Genomic DNA, 14,432 nt, shown 5'->3' on the forward strand with positions numbered 1-14,432 from the left:
CGTCTCGTGTCTTCAGGAAGGGATTCCTCCGTGCTCCTGCTCCTCCCGCCGTCCGAGACGAAGCGCCCCGGCGGAGCCGGCGCACCGCTCGCGGTGCCGTCGCTCGCCTTCGAGGCGCTCGCGCCGCAGCGCGAGGCGGCCCTCGACGCGCTGACCTCGCTCGCCGCGGATGCCGACGCGATGTCGCGCGCCCTGAAGCTGTCGGAACGGCAGCGCGGCGAGGTCGCGGTGAACGCGGCCGTGCGCTCCGCCCCGACGATGCCCGCGATCGACCGGTTCACGGGCGTGCTGTACGACGCGCTCGACGCCGAGACGCTGCCCGCTGACGCGCGACGCTGGCTGGGCGCGCACGCGGCCGTCCAGACGGCGCTCCTCGGCCCCGTCGGAGCGCTCGATCCGGTCCCGGCCTTCCGCCTCTCGGCGGGTCAGAGGATCCCGGGGATCCCACCCCTCAAGCGGCACTGGGCGGCGCCGACGCGCGACGCGCTCTCGGCGGCGACGGGTCCGATCGTCGACCTGCGCTCGGAGGCCTATCGCGACCTCGGGCCGATCCCCGACGGGACCCCGCAGGCCTATGTGCGGGTCGTGGAGGCGGGCGCCGACGGCGCGGTGCGCGCGCTGAACCACTTCAACAAGAAGACGAAGGGCGCCTTCACCCGGGCGCTCGCGCTCGCGGCGCCGGAGATCCGCTCGACGGAGGAGCTCGTCTCGTGGGCGCGATCCGCCGGCGTCGACATGCGGCCGGGCGATGCAGCGGGGGAGCTGCTGCTCGTCTCACACGGCTGAGGCAGGGGAGGAGTCCCCGCGCGCCACGCGTGCGCCCGGAGCGGGTCTATCGCTACGCTGGCAACGGGCGGCCGATGCCGCACACCACCGGGTGGAGGGAAGGATCCTGATGTACGACGACTACTCATACATGGACGGCGCGGGAGGATACGCCGCCGTCATGGCGTTCCTCGCCATCTTCGGCGTGGTGATCTTCATCGTGGCGATCGGCGGATACGTCCTCACCGCATGGTTCCTCATGAAGGTCTTCGACAAGGCCGGCGTCGAGGGCAAGTGGCGGGCGTGGATCCCGTTCTACAACACGATGGTGTTCATGAAGCTCGGCGACGTGAACCCGTGGCTGCTGTTCTTCGCGTTCGCGGGCGTCATTCCGTACATCGGCTGGATCGGCTCGATCTTCGCCAGCGTGATGGTCATCATCGCCGCCTACCGCGTGGGCCTCAAGCTGCAGAAGGAGGGCGCCTGGGTCGTCCTCTACATCTTCCTCCCGATCGTGTGGCTCGGCATCTGCGCGTTCGACTCCTCGCGCTGGAACCACCAGGTGCCCGCGCCGAGCTGGTCGGGCAACGGCTTCATCGGCGACAAGCAGGTGTGGGCCGGCATCCCCGCCTCGGCGCCCGCAGGCTACGCCGCGCCCGGCTACGGCCAGGCGCCGTACGGCCAGGACCCGTACGGCCAGCCGTCGCAGCCCGGCTACCCGCCCCAGATGCCGCAGCAGCCGGAGCAGCCCTCTGGCGGACAGCCCATGCCGCCGCAGCCGCCGGCGGATCCGAACCAGCCGCCGCAGCCGCCCGCGGACCCGAACCAGCCGCGACCGCCGCAGGTCTGACGCCCGCGCATCGCCTCGCACAGGACCCCGGTCGAGCCCTCGACCGGGGTCCTGCGCATCGAGGCGCGCAACTCCCCATAGACTGGTCGGCATGTGCTCCGCGCAGCCGGCGGCGCAGAACGGCCCGAAAGGCAGGTCGGCCACGTGACCGACGACACCACCCCCGCGACGACACCGCGGCCCGAGACGCACAGCCGTGACGTCCCGTTGGCGGACGGCGGCTCGCTCTCCGTGCGCTGGGCCGGTAGCACCGACCGCGGGCGCAAGCGTGAGAACAACCAGGACTCGTTTCTCACCGCGTACCCGCTGTTCGTCGTCGCCGACGGCATGGGCGGGCACATCGGCGGCGAGATCGCCAGCCAGAGCGTCGTGAACCGGCTCGAGGAGCTCGCCGAGCACGGCACGGTGTCGCCGCACGACATCGATCGGGCGCTGACGCTCGCCGTCAGCGACATCTCCGATCACCCGGACACGACCGACGAGGGCACCGGGACGACGATCACGGGCATCTACCTCGACGTCACCGACGACGGGCCCTCGATCGTCGCGCTCAACATCGGCGACTCCCGCGTGTACCTCCAGCGCGGCGACCAGCTCATGCAGGTCACGACCGACCACTCGCTCGTGCAGGAGCTCGTCGCGGCGGGGCGTCTCAGCGAAGACGAGGCCGAGACGCACCCGTACAGCAACGTCATCACGCGCGCCGTGGGGCCGACGGAGGCCGTCACACCCGACTACGTGCGCATCGACGTGCAGGCGGGCGATCGATACGTGATCTGCTCGGACGGGCTCACGAAGGAGCTCACCGACTACGGGATCCTGCACTTCCTGCACGCGAACGACGACCCCGCCGACGCGACGGCGGCCATGATGGTCGCCGCCCTCGAGAACGGCGGTCGCGACAACGTGTCGATCGTCGTCGTCGACATCGTGAGCGCGCCATCGACGGCGCCGAGGACGCAGCCGACCGAGATCTGACCCGCGCGCCGCCGGGCAGCGTGCTCACATTCGGCGAATCGCGCGAATCCCTCCACAATCGGCATCCCGCGGGGTGCGGGGCCGTCGCGGATCCGCTTGCATGGCGGCATGACCTTCGCCCCCGCCGAGACCAGCGCGGCGCCCGCCACCCGGCGCCTCGCGGAGCCGATCGAGCTCCCCGACCTGCCCGAGGCGCCCTCCCGGCGCCCCTTCCCGATCCTCGCGTCGCTCGTGCCCGTGGTCGGCGCGCTCGTCATGTGGCAGGTGACGGGATCCGTGTTCATGCTCTGGTTCGCCGCGCTCGGGCCGTTCATGGCGGTCGCGTCGATCCTCGACCGCGCGCGCAGCGCCCGGCGCGAGCGCAGGCGCGCGGAGGAGGAGCTGCGGGCCGCGTGTGCGCGGCTGCGCGGCGAGGTGGAGCGGCGCCACGACGAGGAGCGCGGGCTGCGCCGGGCGGCCGCGCCCGATGTCGCCGCGCTCGTCGCCCACGATGGCTGGACGTGGCGCCGGCGCGGGCCGCTCGTGGTGGGAACCGGTGAGGCCGCGAGCATCGTCCGCGTCACGGGCGGCGAGGGCGAGGAGGCCGAGCGCCTGCGAGCCGACGCGGAGGTCCTCGCCGACGCGCCGGTGACCGTCGAGTGGCAGCGCGGGATCTGCGTGCGCGGCGACGACGTGGCGGGCCGAGCCGTCGTGCGCGCGCTCGTCGCGCAGCTCGTCGCGCGCCACCCGCCGACCGCAGTGCGACTCGTCGGGGCGCCGCTGGGCGAGGGGTGGGCCACGGGACTCCCGCACGCGGCGGCGGATGTGGCGGCCGAAGCGGCGTTCGTCGCCGTCGTCCGCGCGGGCGACCGCGTCCCCGCCCCGGCGACCGCCGTGATCGCGCTCGCGGCCCCCGGCGAGCCGATCCCGCACGAGTGCCATGCTCTCGTCGAGGTCGATGAGGGCCTCCGCGGCCGGCTCGTCGCCGATGGGGGAGACGTCGCGCTCGCCCTCGAGGCCGTCTCCCTCGCCCAGGCGCGTGAGATCGCGGGCGGGATGGCGGCGCACGAGCAGCAGGCCGCGGACGCGCTGCCCGACGGGCCGATCCCTCTCGCGCACGTGCTCGGGCGGGAGGCGGCCGAGCACGACAGCGACCGGGCGCCGTCGGGGCTGCGGGCCGTCGTCGGCGCCGGGCCGCACGCACCCGACGAGCCGGCGCCCCTCGTCGCGCTCGACCTGGTCTCCGACGGCCCTCACGCCGTCGTCGTGGGCACGACGGGGTCGGGCAAGAGCGAGTTCCTCACGACGTGGATCGCGGCCCTCGCGGCGACGCGGCCGCCCTCCGACGTGGTCTTCCTCCTCGGCGACTTCAAGGGCGGGACAGCGTTCGATCACCTGCGCGACCTGCCGCACGTCACGGGGGTGCTCACGGATCTCGACGGCGGCGGCGCGCGGCGCGCGGTCGAGGGCCTGCGCGCAGAGATCCATCGCCGCGAGCGCGCGATCGCCGGCGCCGGCGCCCGTGATGTCGGAGACCCGCGGGTCGGCCTCGCGCGGCTCGTGATCGTGATCGATGAGTTCGCGGCCCTCCTGCAGGAGCACCCCGACCTGCACGCCGTGTTCACGGACGTCGCGGCGCGCGGGCGTGCCCTCGGCATGCACCTCGTGCTCGGCACGCAGCGGGCGTCCGGCATCCTGCGCGACGCGCTGCTCGCCAACAGCCCGTTGCGCGTCGCCCTCCGTGTCGCCGAGGAGCGCGAGAGCGCGCAGCTCATCGGATCCGACGACGCCGCCAGGATCCCGGGCGACGCGTCGCATCGAGGCGTCGGATACGTGCGACGGGCGGGCGACACCGTGGCGGGGGCGGCGCGATTCGCGCTGACGCGATCCGTGGACGTGGAGCGCATCGCGCGCGCCCATGCCGATGTCGCTCCCGCCCGCGGCCCGCTCCTGCCGCCGCTGCCGGACGCCTGGCGTCCCGACGAGGACGCGACCGGCGACGGCGCGATCGTGCTCGGCCTGCGCGACCGGCCAGCGGAGCAGGTCCAGGACGCCGCGCTCCTGCGGCCCGCGGTCGACAGGGGGCTCCTCGTCGTCGGCGGCGCCGGCTCGGGGAAGACGTCGCTCGCGCGCCGGATCGCGGGCGCGGCGAGCGAGAGCGGCCGCCGCGTGATCGCGGTCCCGCGCGACAGCGAGGGGGTCTGGGACGCGCTCGCGGCCGCCGAGGCGGACCCGCCCGAGCTGTTCGTCGTCGACGACGCCGACGCGCTGCTCGGTCGCTTCCCCGCGGACTACGCACGGGAGGCGGCGGAGCGACTCGAGGGCATCGTCCGCGACGCCGGATCCACGGGGACGATGGTCGTGCTGACCTGTGCCCGGCTCGCCGGTGCGCTGTCGAAGATCGCCGACGTCCTGCCCCGACGAGTCGTGCTCGCGGTCCCGACCATCCACGACCATACGGCCGCGGGGGCCGATCGCGAGCTGTTCGATGCGCGGCGCCCGCCCGGCCGCGCGGTGCTCGACGGATACGAGACCCAGCTCGCCCTGCCGCCCGCTCCGGCGGACGAGCCCCGAGAGCTCGGAGACGATGAGCGATGGGAACCGCGCGGCGCCGTCACGGGCCTCGTTCTGCGCGCGGCCGCTCGCCGTGCGGCATCGCTCCGCGCGGCCTGGGGCGACGCCGTCCGCGTCGTGCTCGTCGACGACGTCGCGCCGGGCACGGGCCTCGAGGCGCTCGCCGGCGGGGCTCGCCTTGCGCTCGTCGGCGAGGCGGACGCCTGGCAGCGCCAGTACGCCCTGCTGCAGCGCGTGCGCTCCGCGGGGGACATGGTCGTCGGCGCCGACTGCCCGAGCGAGCTGCGCACGCTGCTCGGCGAGCGCGAGCTGCCGCCCTATGCGCGCCCGCGCGCCGCCCGCGCGTGGCTCGTGCCGGCGGGCGGCGCGCCCGAGCGCGTGGTGCTGCCGTGATCCGTCAGACGACGGCGCGGATGTGCCCGACGGGCTCGCCGCCGCCGAGCACGCGCAGGCCAGGACGCTCGGCCGCCGCCTCCGCGACGTCCTGCACCGACACGGCGCCGGCGCGGGCCAGGATGGCCAGGGCCACGAGCGACCCCGCGCGGTTCGACCCGTCGAGCATCTTGACCGCGACGGTCGTGCCATCGGGCGCCACGATCACCTGCACGCCTTCTGCGCCCTTCTTCGAGAAGACGCCGAAGCGCTCGACCGTGACGGTGTCGTCGCCGCCGGGGCCCTCGACGACCCACGGGTTCTCGCGCACCGCCCGCAGGAGCGCGGCCGCCGAGCGGTGCAGGGCGAACGGCGACTGCTCCGACGACGCGCCCGCGCGGTGCAGCCCGCGGGCGAGCGACTCGAGCGACATCGCGTGCACGGGGGCGCCGCACCCGTCGGTCACGGTGGCCGCGATCCTCGTGCCCGTGAGCCGCTCCACGACCTCGCGGATGTGCAGCTGCAGCGGGTGGGACGGATCGAGGTAGGTCGTCGTGTCCCATCCGTTGACGCGGCAGGCCGTGAGCATCGCGGCGTGCTTTCCCGAGCAGTTGTGCCGGATCCGCGCCTGGTCGAAGCCGTCGCGCACGAGCTCGTGGCGGGTCGCGGAGCTGCCCGGCCACGACGGCGGACAGAGCAGGTCGTCCTCGCCGAGGCCGACCTCCGCGAGCATGTCGCGCACGAGAGCGGCGTGGCGGTCGGTGCCGTCGTGGCTCGCGGTCGCGATCGCGAGCCGCTCGCCCTGCAGATTCGCGCCAGCCGTGACGCAGGCGATCGCCTGCAGCGGCTTGAGCGACGACCGCGGCAGGATCAGCGCCGACGGGTCGCCGTGCGACTGCACGATCTCGCCGTCGGGCGCGATCGCGATCGCGGATCCGATGTGTCGCGACTCGACGAAGCCGCCGCGCTCGACGACGGCGAGCTCGACGGCCTGGGATGCGGGGAAGGTCGCTGCGTGTGTCACCTGACCACTTTAGACTCGGCGACATGACGAGCCACCGATACGCGCTGACGACCACGTGGACGGGCGATCGCGGCACGGGGACGAGCGCCTATCGCGACTATGCGAGGGACGTGACGATCCGCGTCGAGGGCAAACCCGAGCTGCTCGCGTCGGCCGACCGCGCCTTCCGCGGCGACGCGTCGCGCTGGAATCCGGAGGACATGCTCCTCGCGGCGCTGAGCGAGTGCCACCTGCTGTCGTACCTGCACGCGTGCACGACCCGCGGCGTCGTCGTCACGCAGTACGTCGACGCGGCCGAGGGGGCGCTGATCGTCGAGGGGAGCGCGGGCCGCTTCGAGCGGGTCGTGCTGCGGCCGCGCGTGACGGTCGCGGATCCGGCGATGATCGACGCGGGCCTCGACGCGCATCACGATGCGCACGAATGGTGCTTCATCGCGAACAGCGTGAGCTTCCCCGTCGAGGTGGATCCGATCGTCGAGGCCGGCTGATCGGCACTACTTGCGTTCGTGGGGGAGCGCGCGCCTGATCTTCTCGACGGCGCCCTGCGCGGGCAGCTCGTTGTAGGTCCCCGCGAGCTCCTGGCCGGAGAGCGCGTGGATGGCCGACATGATCTCGTCCGTCGCGGTGCGGCGCGCGCGTCCGGATGTCGCGGGGCCGTGGTGGGACAGGTCGAGGGGCTCGCCGAACTTCACGACGACGCGTTCCTTGAATGACGGCATCTTCGCCCCGACGGGCATGACCTTGTCGGTCCCGATGAGGCCGATCGGGACGACGGGCGCACCGGTCTCGAGCGCCAGATACGCGATGCCCGTGCGGCCCTTGTAGAGGCGCCCGTCGCGCGAGCGCGTGCCCTCGGGGTGCAGGGCGACGGCCGCGCCGGTGGCGAGGATCTCCTTCTGCCGGTCGAGCGCGTCCATCGCCGCCTGCCCGGCGCCGCGGCGCACGGAGACGGCGCCGATGGCGGTGAAGAACGTCCTCGACAGCCAGCCGCCGAATCCGGATCCCTCGAAGTACTCGGACTTCGCGAGGAAGTGGACGGGGCGCGGGGCGGCGGCGATCGGGATCGCGAACGAGTCGATGACCGAGAGGTGGTTGCTCGCGAAGATCACGGCGCCCTCACGCGGGATGTTGCCCTTGCCCTCCACACGGGGGCGATACAGGGCGCGGGCGAGCGGCGCGAGGATGATGCGTCCGAGGGTGTACGCCCAGCTCGGTGAGTGCGGGCGCTCCGAGGCCGGTTCGGTCATCGTTCCAGGATACGGTGCGCACATGCCGTGACGGGAATCCGCCGGGTGGCGACCGATCGCGATGCCGGGCCGCGCGGGTCAGCCCATCCATAGCGGAAATGCGGCAGGATGGGCGAGTTCGGTCATCGAAGAGAGGTCCCCTCGTGCGTCATCGCTCACTCGCGATCCTGTCCACCGCCGCCGTCGCGGCTCTCGCCCTCGCGGGATGCTCCTCCGACGGCGCCGACGAGGCGGCGGATCCCAGCGCGGACGCGGGCGGCGCCGACCTCTGCGCGGCGGCGGTCTCCGCGGGCGACGCCATCGATGCCGTCGAGGTGTCGGGCGATTTCGGCGCCGAGGCGAAGGCGACGTTCGACTCGCCGCTCGAGGCGACCGAGATCGAGCGCAAGGTGATCATCGAGGGAGAGGGCGACGAGCTCGAGGCGGGCGAATACGTCCAGTACGCCGCGACGGTCTTCGACGCCGAGACGGGCGAGAAGCTGGGCACCGAGGGCTACGACGAAGGATCGGCCCTCCCCGCGGCCGTCGAGGCCGAGAACGTCTTCGGCCAGGTCCTCGGATGTGCGACGCCCGGCACGCGCGTGGCCTTCACCTACCCGGGCCAGACGGCGGAGGACGGCACCGCGACCGCCGGTCAGGTCTACGTGCTCGACTTCGTCGAGACGACGCCGACCGCCGCGTGGGGCGAGGACCAGGACGCCCCCGAGGGACTGCCGGCCGTCGAGGTCGCAGACGATGGCACGCCGAGCGTGACGCTTCCCGACGACTTCTCGGCGCCCGATGAGACCGAGATCGCCACCCTCAAGGAGGGCGACGGCGATGTCGTCGAAGACGGCGATACGGTCTTCGTTCAGTATCTCGGCGTGCAGGGCTCGGACGGATCCGAGTTCGACTCGAGCTGGTCGCGCGGCGCCCCCACCTCGTTCGCGACGGACGCCGTCATCGAGGGCTTCACGAAGGCGCTCGTCGGGCAGAAGATCGGCTCGCAGGTGATCGCCGTGATCCCCGCCGACGAGGGCTACGGGGCGAGCGAGGGGCACGACCTGCAGGACGAGACGCTCGTCTTCGTCGTCGACATCCTCGACTCGATGCACGCCGCGGGCTGACGACATGCGCAGGGTCATCGTCCTCGGGTCGAGCGGATCCATCGGGACGCAGGCGCTCGACGTGATCCGGCGCCACCCCGACCGATTCGACCTCGTCGGCCTGGCCACGGGCTCCAACGCCCCGCTGCTGGCCGAGCAGGCGGCCGAGTTCGGCGTCGGCGCGACGGCCCTCGGCGCGGACGAGGCGGCGCAGCTGGTGCGCGACGTCGAGGCCGATGTCGTGCTGAACGGCATCACGGGATCCGTCGGCCTCGGGCCGACCCTCGCGGCGCTCGAGGCCGGCCGCACGCTCGCGCTCGCGAACAAGGAGTCACTCATCGTCGGCGGCGCGCTCGTCACACGGCTCGCGCGGCCCGGGCAGATCGTCCCCGTCGACTCGGAGCATTCCGCGATCGCGCAGGCGCTGCGCTCCGGACGCCGCGACGAGGTGCGCCGCCTCGTCGTCACGGCATCGGGCGGCCCGTTCCGCGGCCGCACGCGGACCGAGCTCGCGCGCGTGACGCCCGCGGACGCGCTGCGCCACCCGAACTTCGCCATGGGGCGGGTCATCACGACGAACTCCGCGACGCTCGTCAACAAGGGACTCGAGGTCATCGAGGCGCACCTGCTGTTCGACGTCCCGTTCGCGGCGATCGACGTCGTGGTGCACCCCCAGCAGATGATCCACTCGATGGTCGAGTTCCGCGACGGATCCACGATCGCTCAGGCCGGACCGCCGCGCATGCTCGTGCCGATCGCGCTCGGCCTCTCTTGGCCGGATCGCCTCGACGACGTCGACGTCCCGATCGACTGGACCGCGGCGCAGGCGTGGGAGTTCGAGCCTCTCGACGACGACGCGTTCCCCGCCGTGCGCCTCGCGCGCCAGGTCGGGGCGGCGGGCGCGACATTCCCCGCCGTATACAACGCCGCGAACGAGCAGGCTGTCGACGCCTTCCACGACGGCGCGATCGGCTTCACCGACATCGTCGACACCGTCGAGCGCGTCGTGGACCTGCACGACGCGCCCGGCGAGCTGAGCCTCGAGACGCTCGCCGACGCCGAACGCTGGGCGCGCGGGGCCGCGGATCAGCTGATCTCGGGATCGCGCTGAGAGAATCGACGACGTGACCGACGAGATCGACCTCACCCACCTCCCGCGCCTCCGCCGGACGGCGCCCACGATGCTCCGCCCCGAGCGGCCGGTGCCGCGGCGCCTCGCCGACCTCGCGCGGCACCTCGGGGGCGAGCTGCGGGGCGACGACGCGGCCGTGATCGGCGTCACCCTGTCGTCGAGCGACCTGGTGCCGGGGGAGATCTTCGTGGGGATCCGCGGCGCCCACCGCCACGGGGCGGCATTCGCATCGGCCGCCGCCGACAGCGGCGCGGTCGCGGTGCTCACCGACGAGGACGGGGCGGACCTCGCCTCCCGCAGCGGGCTCCCGATCGTCATCGTCCCGGATCCGCGCCTCGCGCTGCCCGCCGCCGCCGCATGGGTGAACCGCACGGCGCCCGGCGACGAGCTCCCGCTGCTGCTGGGCACGACCGGCACCAACGGCAAGACGAGCGTCACCCACCTCCTCGAGGGGATGCTCACTCAGATCGGCGCCGTCGCCGGGGCATCGACGTCCGCCGAGCGCGTCGTCGCGGGCGAGCGCGTCGTCGCGGGGCTCACGAGCCCCGAGGCCACCGAGTTCCACGCGCAGCTCGCGCGCATGCGCGAGGCGGGCGTCGAGGCGGTGGGCATCGAGGTGAGCGCGCAGGCCGTCACGCGCCACCGCGTCGACGGGGTCGTCTTCGACGTCATGTCGTTCACGAACCTCAGCCACGATCACCTCGACGACTACGCCGACATGGACGAGTACTACGCCGCGAAGGCGCCGCTCTTCTCGGCGGCGCACGCGAAGCGCGCCGTGGTCTCGCTCGACTCGGCCGCGGGATCCCGCATCGTCCGCGACGCCGAGGTGCCCGTGACGACCATCGCCACGCCCGAGATCGCGGCCGACCGCGCAGCCGCAGAGGCCGCCGACTGGATCGTCGAGGTCACGGTGGAGGAGCAGCGCGGCACGTCGTTCCGCCTCACCGGGCGCGGCGGCCGCACGCTCGAGACGACCGTCCCCGTCATCGGCGCCCACATGGCCTCGAACGCGGGCCTCTGCGTCGTGATGCTGCTCGAGGCGGGATACGGGTGGGAGCGGATCCGCGACGCCCTCACGCGCGACGGCGGCCTCATCGCCTGGGTGCCGGGCCGCACGCAGCTCGTCTCGGGCCCCGAGGGGCCCGCCGTGTACGTCGACTTCGGGCACACGCCCGACGCGTTCGAGAAGACGCTCGCCGCGGTCCGCCGCGTCACGCCGGGCCGCGTCATCATGCTCTTCGGCGCCGACGGCGACCGTGACGCGACCAAGCGCCGCGACATGGCCCGCGCGGCCGTCGAGGGCAGCGATGTCGTCGTCATCACCGACCACCATCCGCGCCACGAGGACGCGGCATCGATCCGCCGCACCCTCCTCGACGGGGCCGCGGTCGCGGATCCCACCCACGAGGTCTACGAGGTCTCGCCGCCCGAGCGGGCGATCGTGCGGGCCGTGAGCCTCGCCGGCCCCGGCGACGCGATCCTCTGGGCCGGCCCCGGCCACCAGAACTATCGCGACATCGCGGGCGTGCAGTGGGGGTACTCGGCGCGCGAGCTGGCGCGCCGCGCCCTCATCGCGGCAGGCTGGCCCGCGCCCGACCGCGTGTGGCCGAACCCGTACGGCGACGAATGATCTGCCGATGACCGCCGTCGCGTTCCTCGTGGGCGTGCTCGTCATGCTCGTCGGGCTCGCCGTGTCGATCGCGCTGCACGAGCTCGGGCACATCCTGCCCGCGAAGGCCTTCGGGGTGCGCGTCGGGCAGTACATGATCGGCTTCGGTCCGACGCTGTGGTCGAAGCAGATCGGCGAGACCGAGTACGGATTCAAGGCGCTGCCGCTCGGCGGATTCATCTCGATCGCGGGCATGTATCCGCCGAGCCCCGAGACGGAGGGGCGCCGGAAGCGGATCTGGTCGACGCTCGTGCAGGACGCACGCCTCGCGAACGACGAGACCATCACGGAGGCGGGCGACCGCACCCTGTACCGGCAGGCGACGTGGAAGCGCGTCGTCGTGATGCTCGGCGGCCCGTTCATGAACCTCGTGCTCGCGATCGTCACCTTCTCGGTGCTGTTCAGCGGCATCGGCATGCAGCAGTCGACGACGACGGTCGCGTCGGTCTCCGAGTGCGTGCTGCCCGCCGGATCCGCGCAGACCGAGTGCGGCGCCGACGATCCCACCTCTCCCGCCGCGGCCGCGGGCCTCGCACCCGGGGATGTGATCGTCGCCGTCGACGGGACGGATGTGTCGACCTTCGCGGAGGCCTCGGCCATCATCCGGGCGCACCCCGACGAGACGCTCGACGTCGTCGTCGACCGCGACGGATCCGAGCAGAACCTGCGGATCACGCCCGTGCTCGCGACGAACACGTACACCGACGAGGCCGGCGAGCAGGTCACCGACGAGGTGGGCTTCGTGGGCTTCGGCCCCACATCGGAGCGCGTGCGGCAGCCGATCTGGACCGGCGCCGAGCAGGCGATCGACAACACGACGGCGGTCGCCGGGATCATCGTCGAGCTGCCCGTGCGCCTCTACGACACCGCCGTAGACCTGTTCACGGGCGGCGAGCGCGACGCCGACGGCCCGATCAGCGTGATCGGCGTCGGGAGGATCGCCGGCGAGGTCGCGGCGACCGAGGCGCCCATCCTCGACCGTGTCGCCGTGATGCTGAGCCTCATCGGATCCCTCAACATCGCGCTCATGGTGTTCAACCTGATCCCGCTGCTGCCGCTCGACGGCGGCCACGTCGTCGTCGCGCTGTGGGACGGCATCAAGCGGGCGGTCGCGAAGCTCACGGGCCGCCCCGCGCCGAGGCCCGCCGACGCGACCCGCCTCGTTCCGCTGACGCTCGTCGTCGTCGTGCTCATGATCGGCATGGGCGCGCTGCTGTTCGCGGCGGACATCTTCAACCCGGTGGACCTCTTCGGGGGGTAGCCAACGGGATCCCCACTAGCCACGACACGCCCCAACGTGCGCGTTGGGTTCTAGCGGTGGTCGCAACGCCCTGACTTTCAGGAGGTCGCGGCCATCGTGTCGTTTTCGGAGAAGCGTCAACAGTTCCTCGTCCTGCTCGACGAGGTCGGCAACGTGGGGATCGCCGCTCGCGAGCTGGGCGTGAACTACTACACCGCCCGCAATTGGGCGCGGAAAGCGGGAAAGCGATCGGTCCGCCAGCCGCGTCCGGATTCGCGCCAGGGCGAGTACAAGCGGCTCCGGGAAGAGGGAGCGTCTCGACGAGACGCGGCCCAGCGGGTCGGGATCCACGAACGCACCGCCCAGGACTGGGACCACGGTGTCCATCACTCGCGGAACTCGCGGTTTCATCCCGACGGGCGCCGCGTGAATTACTCCACCGGTCAGGTCACGATGGAGTCCATGACGACTCCACCACCATCACAGGTTCCCGAGCAGACGGGTTCTCGTCTGCTGTCGCTTCCAGAACGGGAGAAGATCGCGGATCTGACCCGACTCGGTTGGTCGTTGCGGGCGATCGGCCGGGACCTGGGAAGGTCGGCATCGACGATCAAACGCGAGCTCGACGCCCGGACCACCGGCGGCGTCTATCTGCCGTATGGCGCGCATCGTGACGCGGCCGTGAAACGGGCGCGCCCGAAGCCAGCGAAGCTCGCCCAGCCGGGACGGCTGCGGGAGTTCGTGTCGGACCGGTTGGCGCAACAATGGTCTCCGGAGCAGATCAGCGGCGTCTTGTCGCGTGATCACGCCGGCGACGAGAGCATGCAGGTGAGCACGGAGACGATCTACCAGGCGATCTATGTCCAGGCCCGCGGCGGCCTGAAACGCGCCGTCGTCGACGCGCTGCGCACCGGACGGACCCGTCGTAAGCCGCACCGATCGCCGGGACACCGCACGAGCCGGTTCGTCGATCCGATGATCATGATCAGCGACCGCCCCGCGGACGTCGAAGACCGCGCCGTCCCCGGGCACTGGGAAGGGGACCTGATCGTCGGGGCGGGCAACCAGTCCGCGATCGTCACCCTCGTCGAACGGTCCACGCGTTACGTGATGCTCGGGCATCTGCCTAGCGACCATACCGCCGAGGCTGTCCGGGATGTTCTCGTCCCCCTGATCGGTTCGTTGCCTGCGCATCTGCGCGGGTCGCTGACCTGGGACCAGGGATCGGAGATGGCCGACCACAAGGCATTCCGGATCGCCACGAACGTCCCGGTCTACTTCTGTGATCCCGCCGCGCCCTGGCAACGCGGCTCGAACGAGAACACCAACGGGCTGCTGCGGCAGTACTTCCCGAAGGGCACCGATCTGTCGATCCACGGTCCGGAAGATCTCGAGCACGTCGCGCAGAAACTCAACGGCCGTCCCCGCAAGACACTCGGTTGGGACACCCCAGCCGAGCGTCTGCTACAACTCGTATAAAACACCCGGTGTTGCGACCACCACTGGAATCCGCC

Annotated in this window: 12 protein-coding genes; 10 read left to right on the forward strand and 2 right to left on the reverse strand. The window is 72.5% G+C overall.

Annotated elements, in window-relative coordinates; all coding sequences use genetic code 11:
• Positions 1-30 precede the first annotated feature (30 nt).
• The 4 genes from GB932_RS07875 to GB932_RS07890 all read left to right on the forward strand — a co-directional run bounded on the left by GB932_RS07875 (position 31) and on the right by GB932_RS07890 (position 5,539).
• A complete protein-coding gene (locus tag GB932_RS07875) occupies positions 31-786 on the forward strand; it encodes a YaaA family protein (protein ID WP_156760154.1) in 756 nt (251 codons plus the stop codon).
• Positions 787-895: 109 nt separating this feature from the next.
• A complete protein-coding gene (locus tag GB932_RS07880; RefSeq protein ID WP_156760155.1) occupies positions 896-1,615 on the forward strand; it encodes a DUF5684 domain-containing protein in 720 nt (239 codons plus the stop codon).
• Between the two features lie 144 nt (positions 1,616-1,759).
• Entirely contained in the window at positions 1,760-2,593 is an 834-nt protein-coding gene (locus GB932_RS07885) for a PP2C family protein-serine/threonine phosphatase (RefSeq protein WP_197517386.1), read from the forward strand.
• 108 nt (positions 2,594-2,701) lie between these two features.
• Positions 2,702-5,539, forward strand: a complete 2,838-nt coding sequence (locus tag GB932_RS07890; protein ID WP_156760156.1) for an FtsK/SpoIIIE domain-containing protein — start codon at positions 2,702-2,704, stop codon at positions 5,537-5,539.
• Positions 5,540-5,543: 4 nt separating this feature from the next.
• On the opposite strand, the gene GB932_RS07895 is transcribed toward GB932_RS07890, so the two are convergent.
• Positions 5,544-6,542, reverse strand: a complete 999-nt coding sequence (locus tag GB932_RS07895) for an asparaginase (RefSeq protein WP_156760157.1) — start codon at positions 6,540-6,542, stop codon at positions 5,544-5,546.
• A gap of 23 nt (positions 6,543-6,565) precedes the next feature.
• Between GB932_RS07895 and GB932_RS07900 the strand changes: the two genes are divergently transcribed.
• On the forward strand, positions 6,566-7,030 hold the full coding sequence (locus GB932_RS07900) for an OsmC family protein (RefSeq protein ID WP_156760158.1): 465 nt from the start codon (positions 6,566-6,568) through the stop codon (positions 7,028-7,030).
• A 6-nt stretch (positions 7,031-7,036) separates the two neighbouring features.
• On the opposite strand, the gene GB932_RS07905 is transcribed toward GB932_RS07900, so the two are convergent.
• Positions 7,037-7,789 (reverse strand): lysophospholipid acyltransferase family protein, encoded by a 753-nt coding sequence (locus GB932_RS07905; RefSeq protein WP_156760159.1) that lies wholly within the window; start codon positions 7,787-7,789, stop codon positions 7,037-7,039.
• Between the two features lie 143 nt (positions 7,790-7,932).
• On the opposite strand from GB932_RS07905, the gene GB932_RS07910 reads away from it, so the two are divergent.
• From GB932_RS07910 to GB932_RS07930, 5 genes are all read left to right on the forward strand, one after another.
• Positions 7,933-8,895 carry an FKBP-type peptidyl-prolyl cis-trans isomerase gene (locus GB932_RS07910; protein ID WP_156760160.1) on the forward strand — a complete coding sequence of 321 codons (963 nt, stop codon included), beginning with the start codon at positions 7,933-7,935 and terminating at the stop codon, positions 8,893-8,895.
• A 4-nt stretch (positions 8,896-8,899) separates the two neighbouring features.
• Positions 8,900-9,985, forward strand: a complete 1,086-nt coding sequence (locus tag GB932_RS07915; protein WP_156760161.1) for a 1-deoxy-D-xylulose-5-phosphate reductoisomerase — start codon at positions 8,900-8,902, stop codon at positions 9,983-9,985.
• A gap of 70 nt (positions 9,986-10,055) precedes the next feature.
• Positions 10,056-11,639 (forward strand): Mur ligase family protein, encoded by a 1,584-nt coding sequence (locus tag GB932_RS07920; protein ID WP_156760167.1) that lies wholly within the window; start codon positions 10,056-10,058, stop codon positions 11,637-11,639.
• A gap of 7 nt (positions 11,640-11,646) precedes the next feature.
• The gene (locus GB932_RS07925) at positions 11,647-12,939 is read left to right on the forward strand and encodes a M50 family metallopeptidase (RefSeq protein WP_156760162.1); all 1,293 of its coding nucleotides are present in this window, start codon (positions 11,647-11,649) and stop codon (positions 12,937-12,939) included.
• A gap of 324 nt (positions 12,940-13,263) precedes the next feature.
• Positions 13,264-14,397 carry an IS30 family transposase gene (locus GB932_RS07930; protein WP_156760168.1) on the forward strand — a complete coding sequence of 378 codons (1,134 nt, stop codon included), beginning with the start codon at positions 13,264-13,266 and terminating at the stop codon, positions 14,395-14,397.
• Positions 14,398-14,432: the final 35 nt, after the last annotated feature.

This window comes from Microbacterium karelineae (genome assembly GCF_009745985.1).
GTDB classification, from domain to species: domain Bacteria; phylum Actinomycetota; class Actinomycetes; order Actinomycetales; family Microbacteriaceae; genus Microbacterium; species Microbacterium karelineae.

Bases quoted from the DNA above. Each gene is read 5' to 3' on its own strand.
- GB932_RS07890 (WP_156760156.1), top strand. From the start codon at position 2,702: ATGACCTTCGCCCCCGCCGAGACCAGCGCGGCGCCCGCCACCCGGCGC.
- GB932_RS07925 (WP_156760162.1), top strand. From the start codon at position 11,647: ATGACCGCCGTCGCGTTCCTCGTGGGCGTGCTCGTCATGCTCGTCGGG.
- GB932_RS07915 (WP_156760161.1), top strand. From the start codon at position 8,900: ATGCGCAGGGTCATCGTCCTCGGGTCGAGCGGATCCATCGGGACGCAG.
- GB932_RS07880 (WP_156760155.1), top strand. From the start codon at position 896: ATGTACGACGACTACTCATACATGGACGGCGCGGGAGGATACGCCGCC.
- GB932_RS07905 (WP_156760159.1), bottom strand. From the start codon at position 7,789: ATGACCGAACCGGCCTCGGAGCGCCCGCACTCACCGAGCTGGGCGTAC.
- GB932_RS07920 (WP_156760167.1), top strand. From the start codon at position 10,056: ATGCTCCGCCCCGAGCGGCCGGTGCCGCGGCGCCTCGCCGACCTCGCG.
- GB932_RS07900 (WP_156760158.1), top strand. From the start codon at position 6,566: ATGACGAGCCACCGATACGCGCTGACGACCACGTGGACGGGCGATCGC.